The 18,780-nt window shown below is 66.6% G+C and carries 15 protein-coding genes and 4 pseudogenes; 13 read left to right on the forward strand and 6 right to left on the reverse strand.

Annotated elements, in window-relative coordinates:
- Positions 1 to 5: 5 nt before the first annotated feature.
- Positions 6 to 239: a hypothetical protein gene (locus OX89_RS00875; RefSeq protein WP_047349214.1), complete on the forward strand. Its 234-nt coding sequence runs from the start codon at positions 6 to 8 to the stop codon at positions 237 to 239.
- A 154-nt stretch (positions 240 to 393) separates the two neighbouring features.
- Here the strand turns inward: OX89_RS00875 and gyrB are convergent.
- The 4 genes and pseudogenes from gyrB to dnaA form a co-directional block, all read right to left on the reverse strand.
- Positions 394 to 892, reverse strand: a pseudogene (gyrB, locus tag OX89_RS18890) (DNA gyrase subunit B); the annotation flags it as partial.
- Between the two features lies 1 nt (position 893).
- Positions 894 to 2,979 (reverse strand): annotated as a pseudogene (locus OX89_RS00880) (DNA gyrase subunit B); the annotation flags it as partial.
- 117 nt (positions 2,980 to 3,096) lie between these two features.
- Positions 3,097 to 4,203, reverse strand: coding sequence for a DNA polymerase III subunit beta (gene dnaN / locus OX89_RS00885; RefSeq protein ID WP_047349215.1), 1,107 nt, complete (start codon positions 4,201 to 4,203; stop codon positions 3,097 to 3,099).
- A 144-nt stretch (positions 4,204 to 4,347) separates the two neighbouring features.
- Positions 4,348 to 5,769, reverse strand: coding sequence for a chromosomal replication initiator protein DnaA (gene dnaA / locus OX89_RS00890; RefSeq protein WP_011807219.1), 1,422 nt, complete (start codon positions 5,767 to 5,769; stop codon positions 4,348 to 4,350).
- Positions 5,770 to 6,089: 320 nt separating this feature from the next.
- Here dnaA and rpmH point away from each other — a divergent pair, with 320 nt between their 5' ends.
- The 9 genes and pseudogenes from rpmH (at position 6,090) to OX89_RS00930 (ending at position 13,618) form a co-directional block, all read left to right on the forward strand.
- On the forward strand, positions 6,090 to 6,224 hold the full coding sequence (rpmH, locus tag OX89_RS00895; protein ID WP_005798102.1) for a 50S ribosomal protein L34: 135 nt from the start codon (positions 6,090 to 6,092) through the stop codon (positions 6,222 to 6,224).
- Between the two features lie 70 nt (positions 6,225 to 6,294).
- Positions 6,295 to 6,768 carry a ribonuclease P protein component gene (locus tag OX89_RS00900; RefSeq protein ID WP_015914746.1) on the forward strand — a complete coding sequence of 158 codons (474 nt, stop codon included), beginning with the start codon at positions 6,295 to 6,297 and terminating at the stop codon, positions 6,766 to 6,768.
- A complete protein-coding gene (gene yidD / locus OX89_RS00905) occupies positions 6,765 to 7,061 on the forward strand; it encodes a membrane protein insertion efficiency factor YidD (protein ID WP_011807217.1) in 297 nt (98 codons plus the stop codon). The genes OX89_RS00900 and yidD overlap by 4 nt, the downstream gene beginning before the upstream one ends.
- Positions 7,058 to 7,249, forward strand: a pseudogene (locus OX89_RS18895) (membrane protein insertase YidC); the annotation flags it as partial. The gene yidD and the pseudogene OX89_RS18895, both read left to right, overlap by 4 nt.
- A 1-nt stretch (position 7,250) precedes the next feature.
- Positions 7,251 to 8,725 (forward strand): annotated as a pseudogene (gene yidC, locus OX89_RS00910) (membrane protein insertase YidC); the annotation flags it as partial.
- A 130-nt stretch (positions 8,726 to 8,855) separates the two neighbouring features.
- A complete protein-coding gene (locus tag OX89_RS00915) occupies positions 8,856 to 10,442 on the forward strand; it encodes an ABC transporter substrate-binding protein (protein ID WP_011807215.1) in 1,587 nt (528 codons plus the stop codon).
- 217 nt (positions 10,443 to 10,659) lie between these two features.
- Positions 10,660 to 12,063: a tRNA uridine-5-carboxymethylaminomethyl(34) synthesis GTPase MnmE gene (mnmE, locus tag OX89_RS00920; RefSeq protein WP_047349217.1), complete on the forward strand. Its 1,404-nt coding sequence runs from the start codon at positions 10,660 to 10,662 to the stop codon at positions 12,061 to 12,063.
- 86 nt (positions 12,064 to 12,149) lie between these two features.
- Positions 12,150 to 12,641, forward strand: a complete 492-nt coding sequence (locus OX89_RS00925; protein WP_041839105.1) for a Crp/Fnr family transcriptional regulator — start codon at positions 12,150 to 12,152, stop codon at positions 12,639 to 12,641.
- Positions 12,642 to 12,778: 137 nt separating this feature from the next.
- Complete coding sequence (locus OX89_RS00930) at positions 12,779 to 13,618, forward strand: hypothetical protein (protein WP_047349218.1); 840 nt, start codon at positions 12,779 to 12,781, stop codon at positions 13,616 to 13,618.
- A gap of 303 nt (positions 13,619 to 13,921) precedes the next feature.
- Here OX89_RS00930 and OX89_RS00935 read toward each other — a convergent pair whose 3' ends face one another.
- On the reverse strand, positions 13,922 to 14,476 hold the full coding sequence (locus OX89_RS00935; protein WP_015914697.1) for an adenine phosphoribosyltransferase: 555 nt from the start codon (positions 14,474 to 14,476) through the stop codon (positions 13,922 to 13,924).
- A gap of 70 nt (positions 14,477 to 14,546) precedes the next feature.
- Positions 14,547 to 16,532: a monovalent cation:proton antiporter family protein gene (locus OX89_RS00940; RefSeq protein WP_047349219.1), complete on the reverse strand. Its 1,986-nt coding sequence runs from the start codon at positions 16,530 to 16,532 to the stop codon at positions 14,547 to 14,549.
- A 48-nt stretch (positions 16,533 to 16,580) separates the two neighbouring features.
- Here OX89_RS00940 and OX89_RS00945 point away from each other — a divergent pair, with 48 nt between their 5' ends.
- The 3 genes from OX89_RS00945 to lptC are packed head-to-tail and all read left to right on the forward strand — an operon-like array spanning position 16,581 to position 18,777.
- On the forward strand, positions 16,581 to 17,582 hold the full coding sequence (locus OX89_RS00945) for an SIS domain-containing protein (RefSeq protein ID WP_047349220.1): 1,002 nt from the start codon (positions 16,581 to 16,583) through the stop codon (positions 17,580 to 17,582).
- Entirely contained in the window at positions 17,582 to 18,160 is a 579-nt protein-coding gene (locus tag OX89_RS00950) for an HAD family hydrolase (RefSeq protein WP_047349221.1), read from the forward strand. Before OX89_RS00945 ends, OX89_RS00950 begins: the two co-directional genes overlap by 1 nt.
- Positions 18,157 to 18,777 (forward strand): LPS export ABC transporter periplasmic protein LptC, encoded by a 621-nt coding sequence (gene lptC / locus OX89_RS00955; protein WP_047349222.1) that lies wholly within the window; start codon positions 18,157 to 18,159, stop codon positions 18,775 to 18,777. Before OX89_RS00950 ends, lptC begins: the two co-directional genes overlap by 4 nt.
- The last annotated feature ends 3 nt before the right edge of the window (positions 18,778 to 18,780 follow it).

Here is an 18,780-nt window from a genome sequence, read left to right on the forward strand (position 1 = left end):
AAAAAATGATCGATTGGGTCCCTGTAGTCTTCATCACGTTCAAGGTGCTCGTCTTCGGCACGTGCATGTTCTTTGCCATCAAATGGCATTACGACCAGGGGAACAAAGGAACGGACAGGCGCGCGCTGCTGCGCACGAGCGGCAAGGTCGTTGCCGTTTTCATGCTGGCGCTGCTGGCGGTGTTGCTCTTCACCTTCGGCCTTTCCAGGATGCTCGGTATGGATTTGCGCCTTCCGTGACGGCAACGACTGGCACGGCAGCCGGGATTGCCTTGCGGGGTGATCGATAAAAACGTTTTGTCTCCAGCGATGAAAAAGCCATGGATGTTGGTCCATGGCTTTTTCTCACTGACGGCGCCCCAATCGTCGGGGGATGGGCCCTTTACAGCAACGATCAGACGTCGATGTTGCCCGCGCGCAGCGCATTGGTCTCGATGAAGTCGCGGCGGGGCTCGACCTCGTCGCCCATCAGCATGGTGAACACACGATCGGCCTCGATGGCGTCGTCGATCTGCACGCGCAAGAGGCGGCGCACCTCGGGGTCCATGGTGGTTTCCCACAGCTGCTCGGGGTTCATCTCGCCCAGGCCCTTGTAGCGCTGGCGGCTGGTGGTGCGCTCGGCTTCGCTGATCAGCCAGGCCATGGCCTGGCGGAAGTCGCCCACCTTTTCCTCCTTGGCCTTCTCGCCCTCGCCACGCGTGACCTTGGCGCCTTCCTGGATCAGCCCGCGGAAGCTCTCGGCGGCCTGGGCCAGGGCGGCGTAGTCGTCGCCGGCCACGAAGTCCTGCGTGATCAGGCTGCTCTTGATGTTGCCATGGTGGTGGCGGCTGATGCGCAGGATGGGCTTGTCGGTGCGCGGGTCGATCTCGCCCGCCACATCGGCGGGCACGCCGNTGGCCTGCAGCTGCACGGCGCTGGCCTCGGCGTCCTGCAGGGTGTCCAGGTTGAAGACCACGCCGTCGGCCACGGCGCGCAGCGCCTCGGCATCCATGAAGGCGGACAGGCGCGCGATCACCTGCTCGGCATACTGGTGCGTGCGCGCCAGCTGGGCCAGTTCGTCGCCGGCCAGCGTGCGGGGCTGGTCGCCGCCGGTGGTGATGCTGGCGTGGTTCAGCGCCACGCGCAGCAGGAAGGTGTCCAGCGCCGCGGCGTCTTTCAGGTACAGCTCTTCCTTGCCGTTCTTCACCTTGTACAGCGGCGGCTGGGCGATGTAGATGTGGCCGCGCTCCACCAGCTCGGGCATCTGGCGGTAGAAGAAGGTCAGCAGCAGCGTGCGGATGTGGGCGCCGTCCACGTCGGCGTCGGTCATGATGATGATGCGGTGGTAGCGCAGCTTGGCCACGTCGAAGTCGTCAGCGCCGCTCTTGCCCGATTCCACGGCGGCCTTGCCGATGCCGGTGCCCAGGGCGGTGATGAGGGTGACGATTTCGTTGCTGGACAGCAGCTTCTCGTAGCGCGCCTTCTCCACGTTCAGGATCTTGCCGCGCAGCGGCAGGATGGCCTGGAACTTGCGGTCGCGCCCCTGCTTGGCGGAGCCGCCGGCGGAGTCGCCCTCGACGATGTAGATCTCGCACAGCGCCGGGTCTTTCTCCTGGCAGTCGGCCAGCTTGCCGGGCAGGCCCATGCCGTCCAGCACGCCCTTGCGGCGTGTCATCTCGCGTGCCTTGCGCGCGGCCTCGCGCGCACGGGCGGCCTCGACGATCTTGCCGCAGAGGATCTTCGCGTCGTTCGGTTTTTCTTCCAGATAGTCGGTGAGCGCCTTGGCGACGATGTCCTCGACCGGCGCGCGCACTTCGGAGCTGACCAGCTTGTCCTTGGTCTGGCTGCTGAACTTGGGTTCGGGCACCTTCACGCTCAGGACGCAGCACAGGCCTTCGCGCATGTCGTCGCCGGAGACCTCGACCTTGGCCTTCTTGGCCAGCTCGTTCTGCTCGATGTACTTGCCGATCACGCGCGTCATCGCCGCGCGCAGGCCGGTCAGGTGCGTGCCGCCGTCACGCTGCGGGATGTTGTTGGTGAAGCAGAGGACTTGCTCGTTGTAGCCGTCGTTCCACTGCATGGCGACTTCCACGCCGATCTCGGTGCCGGGAATGCCGCCGTAGCTTTCGGCCGGGCGCACCCCCGTGGCATGGAAGGGGGTGGGGTGCAGCACCTTCTTGGTGCCGTTGATGAACTCGACGAAGCCCTTGACGCCGCCGGCGCCGGAGAAGTCGTCTTCCTTGCCGGTGCGCTCGTCGATGAGGCGGATGCGCACGCCGTTGTTCAGGAACGAGAGCTCGCGCAGGCGCTTGGCGAGGATCTCGTAGTGGAAGTCGTTGTTTTCCTTGAAGATCTCGGTGTCGGGCAGAAAGCGCACCTCGGTGCCGCGCTTTTCCGTGGGGCCGATGACCTTCATGGGCGAGACCTCGACCCCGTCCACGACCTCGATGAGACGGTTCTGCACCACGCCCTGGGCGAATTCAAGCTGGTGTGTCTGCCCGTCGCGGCGCACGGTCAGGCGCAGCTTCTTGGACAGCGCGTTCACGCAGGACACGCCCACGCCGTGCAGGCCGCCCGAGACCTTGTAGCTGTTCTGGTTGAACTTGCCACCGGCGTGCAGTTCGGTCAGCGCGATCTCGGCGGCCGAGCGCTTGGGCTCGTGCTTGTCGTCCATCTTCACGCCGGTGGGAATGCCGCGGCCGTTGTCCACCACGCTGATGGAGTTGTCGGTGTGGATGGTGACGACGATGTCGTCGCAGTGGCCGGCCAGGGCCTCGTCGATGGAGTTGTCCACCACCTCGAAGACCAGGTGGTGCAGGCCTGTGCCGTCCGACGTATCGCCGATGTACATGCCCGGACGCTTGCGCACGGCCTCCAGGCCCTCCAGGATCTGGATGGCGCCCTCGCCGTAGCCGTCGCTGCCGGCGACCGATGCGACGGGCTGCTCGGCCGGGGCGGAAATGGGCTGTTCGGGGGCGGGCTGCGATTGCTCTGCGGTCATGAAAGGGCTGCCTTCGGTCCAGGCGCACCGGCACGGCGTGCCGGCGGCCTTATAGGAATCAAATGTGCCGCTAGCGCCCATCCATCAAGCGCTAACAGCTATCAAAATAATAGTATGTCAGATGCGCATGGGCATCACGACGTACTTGAAATGCTCGTTGTCGGGGATGGTCATCAACGCGGAGCTGTTGCCGTCGGCCAGGTCGACCTTCACCATGTCCTGGCCCATGTTGGCCAGGGCGTCGATGAGGTAGCTGACGTTGAAGCCGATCTCGATGGCGTCGCCGCCGTAGTCGATGTCCAACTCGTCCACCGCCTCTTCCTGCTCGGCGTTGTTCGACGCCACACGCAGCAGGCCGGGTTCAATGTTCAGGCGCACGCCCTTGAACTTGTCGCTGGTCATGATGGCCGTGCGCTGCAGGCTGGCCAGCAGCGGGGCGCGGCCCAGGGTCACGCTGTTGTGGTGGTTCTTGGGAATCACGCGGTTGTAGTCGGGGAACTTGCCTTCCACCAGCTTGGTGACGAACTCCATGCCGCCGAAGCTGAACTTGGCCTGGTTGTTGGCGAACTGCATCTCGATGGCGCCCTCGGCGTCCGACAGCAGACGCTGCAGCTCCAGCACGGTCTTGCGCGGCAAGATGACCTCCTGCTTGGGCACTTCCACGTCCAGCTGCGCGCTGGCGAACGCCAGGCGGTGGCCGTCGGTGGCGACCAGCGAGAGCGTCGTGCCCTCGGCCACGAACAGGATGCCGTTCAGGTAGTAGCGGATGTCCTGCACCGCCATGGCGAACGACACCTGCCCCAGCAGGCTCTTCAGGACCTTCTGCGGCACGCTGAAGGCGGGGCCGAAGCTGGCGGCCTCCTGCACCAGCGGGAAGTCCTCGGCCGGCAGCGTCTGCAGCGTGAATCGGCTCTTGCCGCCCTTCAGGATCAGCTTGGACTGGTTGGACTCCAGGCTCACCGTCTGGTCGGAGGGCATGGTCTTCAGGATGTCGATGAGCTTGCGCGCACCCACCGTGGTGGTGAAGTCGCCCGTGTCGCCGCCCAGCTCGGCCGTGGTGCGAATCTGGATCTCCAGGTCGCTGGTGGTGAGCTGGATGGCATTGCCTGTCTTGCGCAGCAGCACGTTGGCGAGGATGGGCAGCGTGTGGCGGCGCTCGACAATGCCGGCAACCGATTGCAGAACGGCGAGAACCTTGTCTTGTGTGGCCTTCAGGACAATCATGTCGTCAACCTTTGGTGGTTTTTGGGGATAGGTGCGCAGACGGCGGCATGGGCAGTGCCCCCTCCCGGGCCGTCCAACGCGCCATTTTGCCCGCGAACGGGCGTGCTTTTGCGGGGGGCGGTCCTTTTCGCTCCATGGGGCGCGTCAACCCTTCAGCGTCTGCTCGAGCACGTGCAGCTGCTGGTTGAGTTCGGTGAGCTGCTGGCGTTCGGCGCCAATCTTGCGCACCGCGTGCAGCACCGTGGTGTGGTCGCGCCCGCCGAACAGCTCGCCGATCTCGGGCAGGCTCTTTTGCGTGAGCTCCTTGGCCAGGTACATGGCGATCTGCCGCGGGCGGGCGATGCTGGCCGGGCGCTTCTTGCTGTACATGTCCGCGACCTTGATCTTGTAATAGTCGGCCACGGTCTTCTGGATGTTTTCCACCGAGATCTGCCGGTTTTGGATCGACAGCAGGTCGCGCAGCGCCTCGCGCGCGAGTTGGATGGAAACTTCCTTCTGGTTGAAGCGGCTGTAGGCCAGGATCTTGCGCAGCGCGCCTTCGAGTTCACGCACGTTGGAGCGCACATTCTTGGCCACGAAGAAGGCCACCTCTTCGGGCATCTCCGACCCTTCAGCGCGCGCCTTGTTGATCAGGATGGCCACGCGCATTTCCAGCTCGGGCGGCTCGATCGCCACCGTCAGCCCAGAGTCGAAACGCGAGACCAGCCGCTCGTGGATGTTGGCCAGACCCTTGGGATAGGTGTCCGAAGTCATCACGATGTGGCTCTTCTTGGCCAGCAGCGCCTCGAAGGCGTTGAAGAATTCTTCCTGCGTGCGGTCCTTGTTGGCAAAGAATTGCACGTCGTCGATCAACAGCAGATCGAGCGAGTGGTAACGCTCCTTGAAGTCGTCGAAGGTACGGCGCTGGTATGACTTGACCACATCCGAGACGAACTGCTCCGCATGGATGTAGAGAACCTTGGCGTCGGGACGGTCCTGCAGCAGCTTGTTGCCCACGGCATGCACCAGGTGGGTCTTGCCCAAGCCCACGCCGCCATAGATGAACAGCGGGTTGTACAAGTGGCCGGGCGAGCCGGCCACGTGCATCGCCGCCGAGCGCGCCATGCGGTTGGCCGTGCCCTCCACCAACGTCTCGAAGGTCAACGCCGGGTTCAGGCGCGTGCGGAAGGCGCCGGCAGGCGCCTCGTCGGCCGTGGGGTGGGCGGACGGTGCATCGCCGGTGGCGGGGGTGTCTGGCGCCGTGGGACGGACGTAAGTCCTGACAACGGATTCCCGCTGAGCAAGCGCTAACTCCAGTGTAACCGGTTGGCCGTATAGCCCTTCCAGCAGGGCCGAGATGCGGCCGGCATACTGTGCGCGGATCCAGTCGAGCTTGAAGCGGTTGGCCACCAGCAGGGTGACCTTGGAAAAATCGGGGGCGACCTGGGCCACCAGGGGCTTGATCCAGGTGTTGAATTGCTGTTCCGGGAGGTCCTGCGCCAGCTGCTCGGCGCAGGCCTGCCACAGACCCTGGCCGGCGCTGGCGCCGTCGCTGTCGTGGCTGGAGGAGTGAAGTCCCTCGTTCATTTCAGGTGATTCTTGTTGTGGATAGGAGGAACGCTACAAGGCCCGCGATTCTAGCTTGTCAAGGAGTTATCCACAATCTGAGCGAGGCGGTAAGGGGGCATGTGCGGGCGTACATGCACTGGACTGCAAAGTAAGCCGAGACGCCCCAGGCATTGCCAGGATTCACCGAGCCTGCAATAATCCGCGGTTTCCCTGAATGGTGTTCAGGGTGATCAAGCCCGGGCGGCTGCTTTTCGCGCATTCCATGCAGGATGCAGCAGGCCCGGCGGGTGCTGCCGATCGAAGCCGCGCCCGTAACTGAACCTTCAAGGATCGAGAACATGAAACGTACTTACCAGCCCTCCAAGACGCGCCGTGCGCGCACCCATGGCTTCCTCGTGCGCATGAAGACGCGCGGCGGCCGTGCCGTCATCAACGCTCGCCGCGCCAAGGGCCGCAAGCGTCTGGCCGTCTGAGGCCGGGCCGCTCGGCTTTCGGCCGCTTACGGGTTTGCACCGCCAGTTCCCTGCCGGGGACGCTGCACCCATGCATCGGCTGAAAACGCGCCCCCAGTTCCAGGCAGCCATGGCGGGAGGCACCGTCTCCCGCACGGCGCACTTCGCACTGCACCGGCTGGGTTTGCCGCCGGTGGCAACCGATGGAGTTCCGCCAGCCACAGGGCCCGATTCCTCGCCGCAGGCGCAGGGATCGCAGGCCCTGTTTCTCGTTGGAGGGCAGGCGGGCGGCGTGTGGCTGGGCGCCATGGTGCCCAAGCGCTGGGCCCGCCGCGCAGTCACGCGCAACACCATCAAGCGCCAGATCTACGCCGTGGCCAGCGGGTTCGAGGCGCGCATGCCCAGCGGCGCGCACGTGGTGCGCCTGCGCATGGGCTTTGATCGCAAGCAGTTCGTGAGCGCCACCTCCGAGGCTTTGAAGCAAGCCGTGCGCGCCGAACTGGAACAGCTCTTTGCCGCGGCCGAACGCCGCAGTAGGGCGGCCGCGACAGGGGCGCGACCATGATGCGCGCGCTGCTCATGGGGCTGGTGCGCGGCTACCGGCTGCTGCTAAGTCCCTGGATCGGGTCGGCCTGTCGCTTCGAGCCCACCTGCTCGGTGTACTCTCTGCAGGCGCTGGAGCAACATGGTGCCGCGGCCGGCAGCTACCTGACCGTGCGCCGCCTGGCGCGCTGCCATCCCTGGTGCGAGGGCGGGCTGGACCCCGTGCCGCAGGAGCTGCCGCGCGGCATGCGCCTGTTTTCACGGCTCACGCCTTCCGACGACACTCCCTCTTCCTCACGTAAGAAGACTTCATGAACGACATCCGCCGCACCATCCTGTGGGTGATCTTTGGCTTTTCCATGGTTCTGCTGTGGGACAAGTGGCAGATCCACAACGGCAACAAGGCCACCTTCTTCCCCACGCCGCCGGCGCAGACGGCCAGCACGCCCGCGGTAGCGGCCTCCGGCGCTGGCGCTGCCGACGTGCCGGTGGCCGCCGCCAGCNTGCCGCCTGCCGCCATCCCGCGCGAGCGTGTGACGGTGAGCACCGACGTGCTGCGCCTGAGCTTTGACTCCGAAGGCGGTTCGCTGGTCCACGGAGAGCTGCTGCAGTATCCCGAGATGGAGGACAAGACCAAGCCCTTCCTGCTGCTGGACGAGAGCGCTTCGCGTGTTTATGTCGCGCAGACGGGCCTCATCGGCAACGGTGCCGGCGGCGCCTTCCCCACGCACAAGACCCCCATGGCGGTCGTGCCCGGTCCGCGCGAACTGCAGGACGGCCAGAACGAGCTGACCGTGCGTTTCGAGTCGGCCGACATGGGCGGCGTGAAGCTGGTCAAGACCTGGACGCTCAAGCGCGGCGCCTACGACGTGGCCGTGAAGCACGAGGTGGTCAACACGGGCACGGCCCCGGTATCGCCCCAGCTGTACCTGCAGCTGGTGCGCGATGGCAACAAGCCGGCGGGCGAGTCGTCGTTCTACTCCACGTTCACCGGTCCGGCCGTGTACACCGAGGCGAAGAAGTACCAAAAGGTGGAGTTCAAGGACATCGAGAATGGCAAGGCCGAGATCGACAAGTCTTCCAGCAACGGCTACGTGGCCATGGTGCAGCACTACTTTGCCACCGCGTGGCTGCTGGGCGACGGCGTGCAGCGCGACAACTTCGTGCGCAAGGTGGACACCAACCTGTACTCGGTGGGCATGATCACGCCGCTGGGCGAGATCGCCCCCGGCCAGTCGAAGGCCGTGGACGCGCGCCTGTTCGCCGGCCCGCAGATCGAGACGCTGCTGGAAAAGCTGGCCCCGGGCCTGGAGCTGGTCAAGGACTATGGCTGGCTGACCATCCTGGCCAAGCCGCTGTACTGGCTGCTGGACCAGTTGCACAAGGTGATCGCCAACTGGGGCTGGTCCATCGTGGCGCTGGTGTTCCTGTTGAAGATCGCGTTCTACTGGCTTAACGCCAAGGCCTACGCCAGCATGGCCAAGATGAAGGCCATCAACCCGCGCATCATGGAAATGCGCGAGCGCCTGAAGGACAAGCCCCAGCAGATGCAGCAGGAGATGATGCGCATCTACCGCGAGGAGAAGGTCAACCCCATGGGCGGCTGCCTGCCCATCATGATCCAGATACCGGTGTTCATTGCGCTGTACTGGGTGCTGCTGTCCAGCGTGGAGATGCGCAATGCGCCGTGGATCGGCTGGATCAAGGACCTGTCCTCGCCCGACCCGTTCTTCATCCTGCCGCTCCTGATGACGCTCTCGTCGCTGCTGCAGACCGCGCTGAACCCCGCGCCGCCGGACCCGATGCAGGCCAAGATGATGTGGCTGATGCCGCTGATGTTCAGCGTGATGTTCTTCTTCTTCCCGGCCGGCCTGGTGCTGTACTGGCTGACGAACAACATCCTGTCGATCGCGCAGCAGTGGATCATCAACACCCGCATGGGCGTGCCGCCGCAGTTCAACCTGCCCAAGTTCCGCTGATGGAGCGCGGCCTTCCCGGCCGCAATCCCCCGCTCCCTGCAACGGCCGCTCAGCGGCCGTTGTTGTTTTCGGTACGATGATTGCTACTACGTGATCCGGTAGTAACCATCAACACACAGGAGCCAGACGGATGATTCAACGTACCACCTTCAAACTGGGCTTGCTGGGGGCCGCCGTGCTCGTGGCCATGGGCACCGCCCACGCCGCCACCATGCGCTGGGCCGGCGCCAACGACATCCTCACCGTGGACCCCCACGCGCAGAACCACCAGACCACGCACGCCTTCCTGCAGCAGGTGTACGAGAGCCTGGTGCGCTATGACGACAAGTACCAGATCGAGCCCGCGCTGGCCACCAAGTGGACGCAGGTCTCCCCCACACAGGTGCGTTTTGAACTGCGCAAGGGCGTGAAATTCCATGATGGTGCGCCATTCACGGCCGATGACGTGGTGTTCTCGCTCACGCGTGCCGGCACGGCGCCGTCCAACATGATGTCCGCGGTGCAGAGCGTCAAGGAAGTCAAGAAGGTGGACGAGCACACGGTGGACGTGTTCCTCAAGGGCCCCAATCCCATCCTGCTGCGCGAGCTGACCGAGGCGCGCATCATGAACAAGGCCTGGGCCGAGAAGCACAACTCGGTGAAGTCGCAAGACTACGCGGGCAAGGAAGAGAACTACGCCTCACGCAACGCCAACGGCACGGGCCCCTTCGTCATGGTGGGCTGGCAGCCGGACGTGAAGGTCACGCTCAAGAAGAACCCCAACTGGTGGGACAAGCCCAAGGGCAACATCGACGAGGTGGTGTTCACCCCCATCAAGTCGGCCGCCACGCGCTCGGCCGCGCTGATCTCGGGGCAGGTGGACTTCGTGGTCGACCCGCCGCCGCAGGATCTGGCGCGCATGAAGGCCAACCCCGACATCAAGCTCATCGAAGGGGCCGAGAACCGCACCATCTACCTGGGCCTGGACCAGTTCCGCGACGAGCTGCCCGGCGCGGGCACGGCCGGCAAGAACCCGCTCAAGGACAAGCGCGTGCGCCAGGCGCTGTACCAGGCCATCGACTCTGCGGGCCTGCACAGCCGCACCATGCGCAACCTGTCGGTGCCTGCGGGCACCATGATCGCTCCCATGGTGCATGGCTGGACCAAGCAACTGGACGAGCGTGCCGCCAAGTACGACGTGGAGGCCGCCAAGAAGCTGCTGGCCGACGCCGGCTACCCGAACGGCTTCTCGCTCAAGCTCGACTGCCCGAATGACCGCTACGTGAATGACGAGGCCATCTGCCAGGCCGTCACCGCCATGTGGACGCGCATCGGCGTCAAGACCAACCTGCAAACCGCGCCCATGGCGCAGTTCGTCACCCGCGTGATGAACAACGACGTGAGCGCCTACCTGTTCGGCTGGGGCGTGGCCACGTTCGACGCGCTGTATTCGCTGGACTCGCTGATGTCTACCAAGGACGGCAAGACCTCGGCTGGCGTCTACAACGGCGGGCGCTTTTCCGACGCCAAGCTCGACGGCATGATCCAGCAGATCAAGGTCGAGATGGATGCCCCCAAGCGCGACGCGCTGATCAACGACGCGCTCAAGCTGGTCAAGGACGAGTACTACTACCTGCCGCTGCACCACCAGATCCGCCCCTGGGCGATGCGCAAGAACGTGGACACGCCGCATCGCGCGGACGATCGCCCCATGCCCGCGTGGACGACCATCAAGTGATCGCGGCAAGCCGAAGGCCTTAAAAACGATAGCTGCCAGCGCTTGGCTACAAAGGTTTTCAGATACAAAAACCCCTGAAACCGACGTTGGACAAGCGCAAGCAGCTATCAAATATGCGTGACCCACGCCCCAGGCCCGCCCCGCGCGGGCCTTCTTCATGGCGCCGGGCGGGGCGCGGCTATCATGCGCTGCCCCTCTCCACCGCACCTGTAAGCCCATGCTGCCGCGCCACTCCGACCCCATCGTTGCCATTGCCACCGCGCCGGGGCGCGGCGCGGTGGGCATCGTGCGGGTCTCGGGCAAGCAGATCGGCGCACTGGTGCAGGCGCTGTGCGGCCGCGCGCTCAAGCCGCGCGAGGCCACCTACCTGCCGTTTCGGGATGGCGCGGGCCAGGCCATCGACCAGGGGCTGGCGCTGTACTTTCCCGCGCCGCACAGCTACACCGGCGAGGACGTGCTGGAGCTGCAGGCCCATGGCGGCCCCGTGGTGCTGCAGCTGCTGCTGGCGCGCTGCCTGGAGGCGGCCACGGGCGGCGTGCTGGACCGCCTGCGGCTGGCCGAGCCCGGCGAGTTCACCGAGCGCGCCTTCCTCAACAACAAGATCGACCTGGCCCAGGCCGAGGCGATCGCCGACCTGATCGACGCCAGCACGGAGGCGGCCGCGCGCGGCGCCAGCCGTTCACTGTCGGGCGACTTCTCGCGCGAGATCCACACGCTGCGCGACGCGCTGGTGCACCTGCGCATGCTGGTGGAGGCGACGCTGGACTTTCCTGAAGAGGAAATCGACTTCCTGCGCAAGGCAGACGCGCGCGGGCAGCTATCGAATTTGCAGCAATCGCTGGCCCGCGTGATGCAGCGTGCCAGCCAGGGCGCGTTGCTGCGCGAGGGTATCAAGGTGGTGATCGCCGGGCAGCCCAACGCGGGCAAGAGCTCGCTGCTGAACGCGCTGGCAGGGGCGGAACTGGCCATCGTCACGCCGATCGCCGGCACCACGCGCGACAAGGTGCAGCAGACCATCCAGATCGAGGGCGTGCCGCTGCACGTGATCGACACGGCGGGCCTGCGCGAAAGCGACGACGAGGTCGAGCGCATCGGCATCGCCCGCGCCTGGGACGAGATCGCGGGCGCCGACGCGGTGCTGTTCCTGCACGACCTCACGCGCTGGGGCAGCGCGCAGTACCAGGACGACGACGCCGCCATTGCGCACACGCTCTCCAACCGGCTGCCCGCGGGCGTGCCGGTGGTCGACGTCTGGAACAAGGCCGACGCCGCCCCGCAGGCGGCGGCGCCTGCGCGCGAGGGTGAGAGCCAGGCGGTGCTGCTGTCCGCGCGCACCGGCCAGGGGCTGGATACGCTGCGTCGGCAATTGCTGCAAATCGCGGGTTGGCAGTCGGCTGCGGAGGGCGTGTACATCGCCCGCGCGCGCCACATCGAAGCCTTGCGCGCCGTGGACGCCCACCTCATGGAGGCGGCCGCGCAACTGGAAAGCGACGGGCCGGCGCTGGACCTGCTGGCCGAGGAGCTGCGCCTGGCGCAAAACGCCCTCAACACCATCACGGGCGAGTTCACGTCCGACGATCTGCTCGGTGTCATCTTCTCCAGCTTCTGCATCGGCAAATAGCCGCGCGGCGGGCGCGCAACGCCATGTGTAAGTAAGGGTAATGAGTGCTTGTGCAGATGACGGCGGCGCGTTACCGTTCGCGCCCGATGAATGCCATCACCGCTCCCTCCTCCAAAGTCGACCTTTCGGGTCTGATCCAGGCCATCACGCACGCGACGGCGGACGACAGCATGAACAACGTGCTCACAGCCGAGCAGTGGGATTGGCTGTCCGCCTACCTGTTGCCCATCAGCATCCCCTCGGGACAGGTGCTGTTCGCCAAGGGCACCAACGACCGCACCTTGTACCTGGTGGAAAGCGGCTCGCTCAGCGTGCACTTCGAGGACGAGAAGCAGCGGCTGCGCCTGGCCATCGTCGGCCCCGGCTCGATGGTGGGCGAGGGGGCGTTTTTTTCCCATCAGCCCCGCAGCGCCACGGTGCAGGCGGGCGCACCGAGCAAGCTCTGGAGCCTGCCCGCTCTGCGCTTTACGGAACTTTGCAATCGCCAACCGGCGGTAGCGCTGCACTTGGCGATGGCGGCCGGCGCCGTGCTGGCCAAGCGCCTGGGCAACCGCCGCCGCCGCATTGCGGCGACCTGAGCACGGCGCGCGAGCGCCACGCTTTGTGACCACAGCGCCCATCGCGGCGCGGCCGACCCTGCAACTGTCACGCCTCGGCCGAGGCGCGCGCAGTACACTTGCCGACGTTTTTTGAGCGCTTCTTCGCGAAGGCAAGCATGTCATTGTTCAGCTGGTTCACCCGCAAATCCAAGCCTCCGGTCGCGCGTGCGCGCCCTGCACCCGCCGCTGCTGCCCAGACCAACGGCGCGGCCCCGGCGCGCGCAGGCAAACCCCTGCTGGAGCCCCAACCCGCCGCGGCCCCCGAGCCCGCCACAGGCCGCAAGAACGAACGCATGGAGCGCCGCGAGCTGCTGTACACCGTGGTGCGTGACGCCATGGTGCGTGCCGGCGTGCTGTCGGCGGGGTACAAGTTCAAGGTGCTGTCGCTGGACCAGCGTGGGGCGCAGTTCCTGGTGATGATGGACTTGGCGCCGGAGTATGGGCGGGACATGGCGCGGCTGGGCGAAATCGAAACCCTGGTGACGCAGACCGCCCGTTCTCGCTTCGACATCCTGGTGACTGCCGTGTATTGGCGCACCAACGACCAGATCAGCACGGGCGTGCAGGTGCGCACCCCGGCCGCCCAGGCGCCCGCGCCGCAGGCTTCTGCCACCCCCGCATCGCCCATCATTTCCGGGACGCCCCGGCCCGCCGCTGCCGCGTCGCAAGGAGCGGCACTACCCTCGCGTCCAGCGCCGCTGGTGCCACCCGCGCCCGCGCGCGCGGCGCCGCGGTTCGAGCCCATCGAGGCCGACGAGGTGGCGGCGTTCAAGCAGGCGCTCACCAGCGCTGTGGCGCGTGCGCCCGCGGCCGCGCCGGCTCTGGGTGTTACCACGCGCAGCGGCCCGCTGCTGCCGCCAAGCCCCGCGCCCACGGGGTTCGAGGACACTGTCATGCCGGGGCAGGACGGCCGGTCGTCCGACCTCAGCTCCACGCAATACGGCGACCTGCGCTGAAGAACCGGCTGCGGGGACTGCAGCAGCCCAGCGGTCTAGGGCCTGTTCACACTATTTTTGCCAGTGCGAATGGCGTGAAAACCGCGCCAATCTAGGCGCGTGACGACGCCAAGGCCGGGGCCTTGGCTAGGAGGGCAACGACGAATGGCGCGGTTCTCACTCCGTTCCCTCCGGGTTGCGATCAAAAAGGGCCATTCGCGGCGTTGCCAAGCCTCGCTGGGGTAGCACCCCAGCTTCGTTTGGCGCCTTGCGCCTGGCCCTTTTTGATCGCAACGCATCTGGCAAAAATAGTGTGAACAGGCCCTAGTGGCCGCTGAAGTCCACCAGCGTGTACAGCGGCAGTCCGCTGGCACGCAGGCGTGCCGAGCCGCCGAGTTCCGGCAAATCCACGATGGCGGCGCCTTCCATGACGGTCGCGCCCAGTTTTTCCAGCAGTTTCTTGCCGGCCATCATCGTGCCGCCGGTGGCGATCAGGTCGTCGATCAGCAGCACCCGGTCGCCGGGCTGGACCGCGTCCGCGTGCAGTTCCACGGTCGCGCTGCCGTACTCGAGTTCGTAGGTTTCCTCGACGGTGGTGAAAGGCAGCTTGCCTTTCTTGCGGATGGGAACGAAGCCCACATTCAACTCATAGGCCACCACCGCGCCCAGGATGAAGCCGCGGGCGTCCAGTCCGGCCACCACATCGGGGCGCAGCGCGCGGTCCATGTAGCGGTGCACGAAGGCATCGATCAGCACGCGGAACACTTTGGGGTTTTGCAGCAGGGGCGTGATATCGCGGAACTGCACTCCCGGCGCGGGCCAGTCAGGGACGGTGCGGATGTGCTGGCGCAGGTAGTCGTTGACGCTAAGGGCTGTCATGGGTGGGGCAAAAGAGAGAACGATTCGGATGTGCAGACCCTGCCGGGCACCGCCAGGGCGCACAGTGTAATCAGCCGCGCAGCAGCTTCTCCTCTGCCAGGCCCAGGGCGGTGGGATGGCCGGACAGCACCAGCGTGTCGCCTTCGGCCAGGGGCGTGCGGTCGTCGGGCGGGGACATGGCGCCGCTGGCGCGACGCACGTTGACCAGACGCACGCCGATGCCATGCAGGGGCAGGTCGGCCAGCGGCTTCCCCACCACGGCGGCGCCCGCGGGCAGGGACAGGGAGTACAGCCGCTCCTGGTCGCGTTCGGACGGCGTGTCGTCGTCCGCCCCGTGGAAGTAGCCGCGCAGCAGGCCGTAACGTGCATCGCGCTGGTCTTGCACCAGGCGCAGCACGCGGCGCATGGGCACGCCCACCAACGCCAGTGCGTGGCTGGCCAGCATCAGCGAGCCCTCGATGGCCTCGGGCACCACCTCGGTGGCGCCGGCCTCCTGCAATTTCTCCAGTTGAGAGTCGTCCTGGGTGCGCACGACCACGGGGAGCTGTGGCGCGTGGGTGCGCGCATGGTGAATCACCTTGAGCGCGGCGGGAGTGTCCAGGTAGGTGACGACCAGGGCGGCCGCACGCGCCAGGCCCGCTGCCTTGAGCGCCTGCAGGCGCGTGGCGTCGCCGAACACGACCGAGTTGCCCGCGGCGGCGGCCTGCCGCACGCGGTCGGGGTCCAGGTCCAGCGCCATGTAGGCGATGCCTTCGCGCTCCAGCATGCGTGCCAGGTTCTGCCCCGAGCGGCCGTAGCCGCAGATCAGCACGTGCCCGCTGGTGTTGATGGCTTGGCGCGCGATGGTGGTCACCTGCAGCGACTGCTGCAGCCAGTCGCTGGCCACCAGCTTCATGACGATGCGGTTGCTGTACTGGATGAGAAATGGCGTAGCCAGCATGGACAGCACCATGGCCGCCAGCACCGGGTTCATCAGTGCGGGCTGCAGTAGGCCGTGGACCTGCATGAGCGACAGCAGCACGAAGCTGAACTCCCCTGCCTGCGCCACGTACAGCGCGGTGCGCAGCGACACGCCCGTTGTCGTTCCCAACCCGCGGGCCAGCGCGACGATGATGGCCGTCTTGATCAGCAGCGGCGCGGCCAGCAACACGAGCACCAGCGACCAACGCTCCACCAGCACGTGCCAGTCGAGCATCACGCCCACCGTGATGAAGAACAACCCCAGCAGCACGTCGTGGAAGGGGCGGATATCGGTGCCCACCTGGTGCCGGTATTCGGTCTCGGACACCAGCACGCCGGCGATGAAGGCGCCCAGGGCCAGCGAGAGGCCTGCCAGTTCGGTCAGCCAGGCCAGCCCCAGCGTGACCAGCAGCAGGTTGAGCATGAACAGTTCGTCGCTCTTGCGCCGCGCCACCTGCGTGAGCCACCAGCGCATCACGCGCTGGCCGCCAACCAGCAGTACCGCCACGAGTACTGTGGCCTTCAGCAGGGCGACCGCCAGCGCCGTCAGCAGTTGCTCGGGCTCGGACCCCAGCGCAGGCACCAGCACCAGCATGGGAACCACGGCCAAATCCTGGAACAGCAAAATACCCAACACCCTGCGCCCATGCTCGCTCTCCAGCTCGCCGCGCTCGGACATCAGCTTCACGACGATCGCTGTACTGCTCATTGCCAGCGTTCCGCCCAGCGCCAGTGCGGTCTGCCAGCCCATGTCCCACACGCCGCCGGTCAGCCGCGCCAGCAGCAGCAACCATGCGGAGAAGGCCGCCATGCACGCCAGCACCTGCAGCAGGCCCAGGCCGAACACGTGGCGGCGCATGGCACGCAGCTTGGGCAGGTTGAATTCCAGGCCGATGGTGAACATGAGGAACACCACTCCGAATTCGCCCAGGTGGCGCACGCCTTCGGAGTTCTGCGTCAAGGCCAGGGCATGCGGGCCGATGAGGATGCCCGCCGCCAGATAGCCCATCATCGGCGGCAACCGCAGGCTGCGGCATGCCACCACGCCCAGCACGGCGGCCAGCAGGTAAAGCAGGGTCAGGGCGAGAGAGGACATGTTTCATCGTAGCCGAGCCGCAGGTGGGCCGACCGATAGAATTCATCCATGCCTGTCGCTCCTGCCGCTTCCTCGTCTTTCAATGCCGAACAGGCCCTGCGCCTGGGACGCGAGACCGTCCGCACGGAGGCCGAGGCGCTGCATGCCATGGGCGAACGCCTGGGCGGCGGCTTCGTGCAGGTGGTGCAGCGCGTGTTGGCAACCACGGGCCGCGTGGTGGTCATGGGCATGGGCAAGAGCGGCCACGTGGGGCGCAAGATCGCCGCCACCTTGGCCTCCACCGGCACGCCCGCGTTCTTCGTGCACCCTGCCGAGGCCAGCCATGGCGACCTGGGCATGGTGACCAACGGCGACTTGGTGCTGGCGCTCTCCAACAGCGGCGAAAGCAGCGAGATCACCGTGCTGCTACCGGTGCTCAAGCGCCTGGGCGTCCCGCTGATCGCGATGACGGGCGGGCTGCAGTCCACCCTGGCGCGCCACGCGGACCTGGTGCTGGACTGCAGCGTGCAGCGCGAGGCCTGCCCGCTGAACCTGGCGCCTACCACCAGCACCACGGCGCAGCTGGCCATGGGCGACGCGCTGGCGGTGGCGCTGCTCGACGCGCGCGGCTTTCGCCCCGAGGATTTCGCGCGGTCGCACCCCGGCGGTGCGCTGGGCCGCAAGCTGCTGACCCATGTGCGCGACGTCATGCGCGCGGGCGCCGACGTGCCGCACGTACCGCCCGATGCCAATTTCAGCACCCTGATGCGCGAGATGAGCGCCAAGGGCGTGGGCGCCACCGCGGTGGTAGACGATGCGGGCCGGCCCGTGGGTATCTTCACGGACGGCGACCTGCGCCGGCGCATCGAGGCCGGCGTGGACCTGCGCGAGACGCGCGCCCAGGACGTCATGCATGCCAGCCCGCGCACCATTGCAGCCGATGCCCTGGCGGCCGATGCGGCGCAGGCCATGGAGCATCACTCGATCACCAGCGTGCTGGTCACGGACGACGACGGCGTGCTGGTGGGCGTGGTGCACATCGGCGACCTGATGCGAGCCAAGGTGATCTGATGTCCCCGTCCAACGCCACGCCGCTGCCCCCCCTGCAACCGGCCCTGCAGTTCGATCCGCAACTCCTGCTGCTGGCGCAGCCGGTGCGCGTCGCCTTCTTCGACGTGGATGGTGTGTTGACCGACGGCGGCCTGTATTTCTCTGAAGTGGGCGAGACCCTCAAGCGTTTTCATACGCTTGACGGACACGGCATCAAGCTGCTGCAGCAGGCGGGCATCACGCCCGCGGTGGTCACGGGGCGTGATTCACCGGCGCTGCGGCTGCGCCTGAAGGCGCTGGGGGTGATGCATGCGCGTTTCGGCACCGAGGACAAGCGCCCGGCGGCTGAGTCCATCCTGGCCGAGCTGGGCCTGTCGTGGCCGCAGGCCGCCGCCATCGGAGACGACTGGCCCGACCTGCCGGTGATGCGCCGTGTGGCCTTCGCCTGTGCGCCCGCGCAGGCCCACATCGAGGCCCGCGCCCTCGCCCACCATGTCACCGCCGCGCCGGGTGGCGCGGGTGCGGCGCGGGAGTTCTGCGACCTGCTGCTGGTCGCCAGTGGCCGTTACGCCGGTCTGTTGGCCGCGCATGCCGTATGACCTCACGCCTACACCTGGCGTGGGAACGCCTGTCGCTCTACCTGCCCGTGCTGCTCATGGGGCTGCTGGCGCTGGGCTCCTGGTGGCTGGTGCGCAACGCGCCGCGGCCGCAGCAGCCGGCGCAGGAGCGCCCCGTGAGCCACGAGCCCGACTACTACATGCGCGACTTTGCGGTCAAAAGCTTTGATGCCACGGGCCGACTGCAGAGCGAGATCCGCGGCACCCTGGCGCGCCATTACGCGGACAACGACACGCTGGAGATCGACCAGGCGCGCATGCGCTCGGTAAAAGAGGAGGGGCGCGTCGTTACCGCCCGTGCGAATCGTGCCCTGTCCAACGGGGACGGCAGCGAGGTTCAGCTCTACGGCAATGCCATCGTCACGCGCGAGGCGTCTGCCCCCGAAGGCCGCGCGCCAGTGCCGCGGCTGGAGTTCCAGGGGGAGTTCCTGCATGCATGGGTGAATGAAGAGCGCGTGCGCTCCGACCAGCCCGTAACACTCAAGCGCGGCGCCGACACGTTCACCGCCGACAGCATGGACTACGACAACCTGGAGCAGGTCATGCAACTGCGCGGCCGCGTGCGCGGCACGCTGATGCCCGCACCCGTGCGCCGTTGACCG

The sequence above is a fragment of the Diaphorobacter sp. J5-51 genome, from assembly GCF_001023515.1.
GTDB lineage: Bacteria > Pseudomonadota > Gammaproteobacteria > Burkholderiales > Burkholderiaceae_C > Diaphorobacter > Diaphorobacter nitroreducens.

Excerpts from the sequence above, each read along its gene's own strand:
- OX89_RS00875 (WP_047349214.1), top strand. The coding sequence starts at position 6 with ATGATCGATTGGGTCCCTGTAGTCTTCATCACGTTCAAGGTGCTCGTC.
- dnaN (WP_047349215.1), bottom strand. The coding sequence starts at position 4,203 with ATGATTGTCCTGAAGGCCACACAAGACAAGGTTCTCGCCGTTCTGCAA.
- dnaA (WP_011807219.1), bottom strand. The coding sequence starts at position 5,769 with ATGAACGAGGGACTTCACTCCTCCAGCCACGACAGCGACGGCGCCAGC.
- rpmH (WP_005798102.1), top strand. The coding sequence starts at position 6,090 with ATGAAACGTACTTACCAGCCCTCCAAGACGCGCCGTGCGCGCACCCAT.
- OX89_RS00900 (WP_015914746.1), top strand. The coding sequence starts at position 6,295 with ATGCATCGGCTGAAAACGCGCCCCCAGTTCCAGGCAGCCATGGCGGGA.
- yidD (WP_011807217.1), top strand. The coding sequence starts at position 6,765 with ATGATGCGCGCGCTGCTCATGGGGCTGGTGCGCGGCTACCGGCTGCTG.
- OX89_RS00915 (WP_011807215.1), top strand. The coding sequence starts at position 8,856 with ATGATTCAACGTACCACCTTCAAACTGGGCTTGCTGGGGGCCGCCGTG.
- mnmE (WP_047349217.1), top strand. The coding sequence starts at position 10,660 with ATGCTGCCGCGCCACTCCGACCCCATCGTTGCCATTGCCACCGCGCCG.
- OX89_RS00925 (WP_041839105.1), top strand. The coding sequence starts at position 12,150 with ATGAATGCCATCACCGCTCCCTCCTCCAAAGTCGACCTTTCGGGTCTG.
- OX89_RS00930 (WP_047349218.1), top strand. The coding sequence starts at position 12,779 with ATGTCATTGTTCAGCTGGTTCACCCGCAAATCCAAGCCTCCGGTCGCG.
- OX89_RS00935 (WP_015914697.1), bottom strand. The coding sequence starts at position 14,476 with ATGACAGCCCTTAGCGTCAACGACTACCTGCGCCAGCACATCCGCACC.
- OX89_RS00940 (WP_047349219.1), bottom strand. The coding sequence starts at position 16,532 with ATGTCCTCTCTCGCCCTGACCCTGCTTTACCTGCTGGCCGCCGTGCTG.
- OX89_RS00945 (WP_047349220.1), top strand. The coding sequence starts at position 16,581 with ATGCCTGTCGCTCCTGCCGCTTCCTCGTCTTTCAATGCCGAACAGGCC.
- OX89_RS00950 (WP_047349221.1), top strand. The coding sequence starts at position 17,582 with ATGTCCCCGTCCAACGCCACGCCGCTGCCCCCCCTGCAACCGGCCCTG.
- lptC (WP_047349222.1), top strand. The coding sequence starts at position 18,157 with ATGACCTCACGCCTACACCTGGCGTGGGAACGCCTGTCGCTCTACCTG.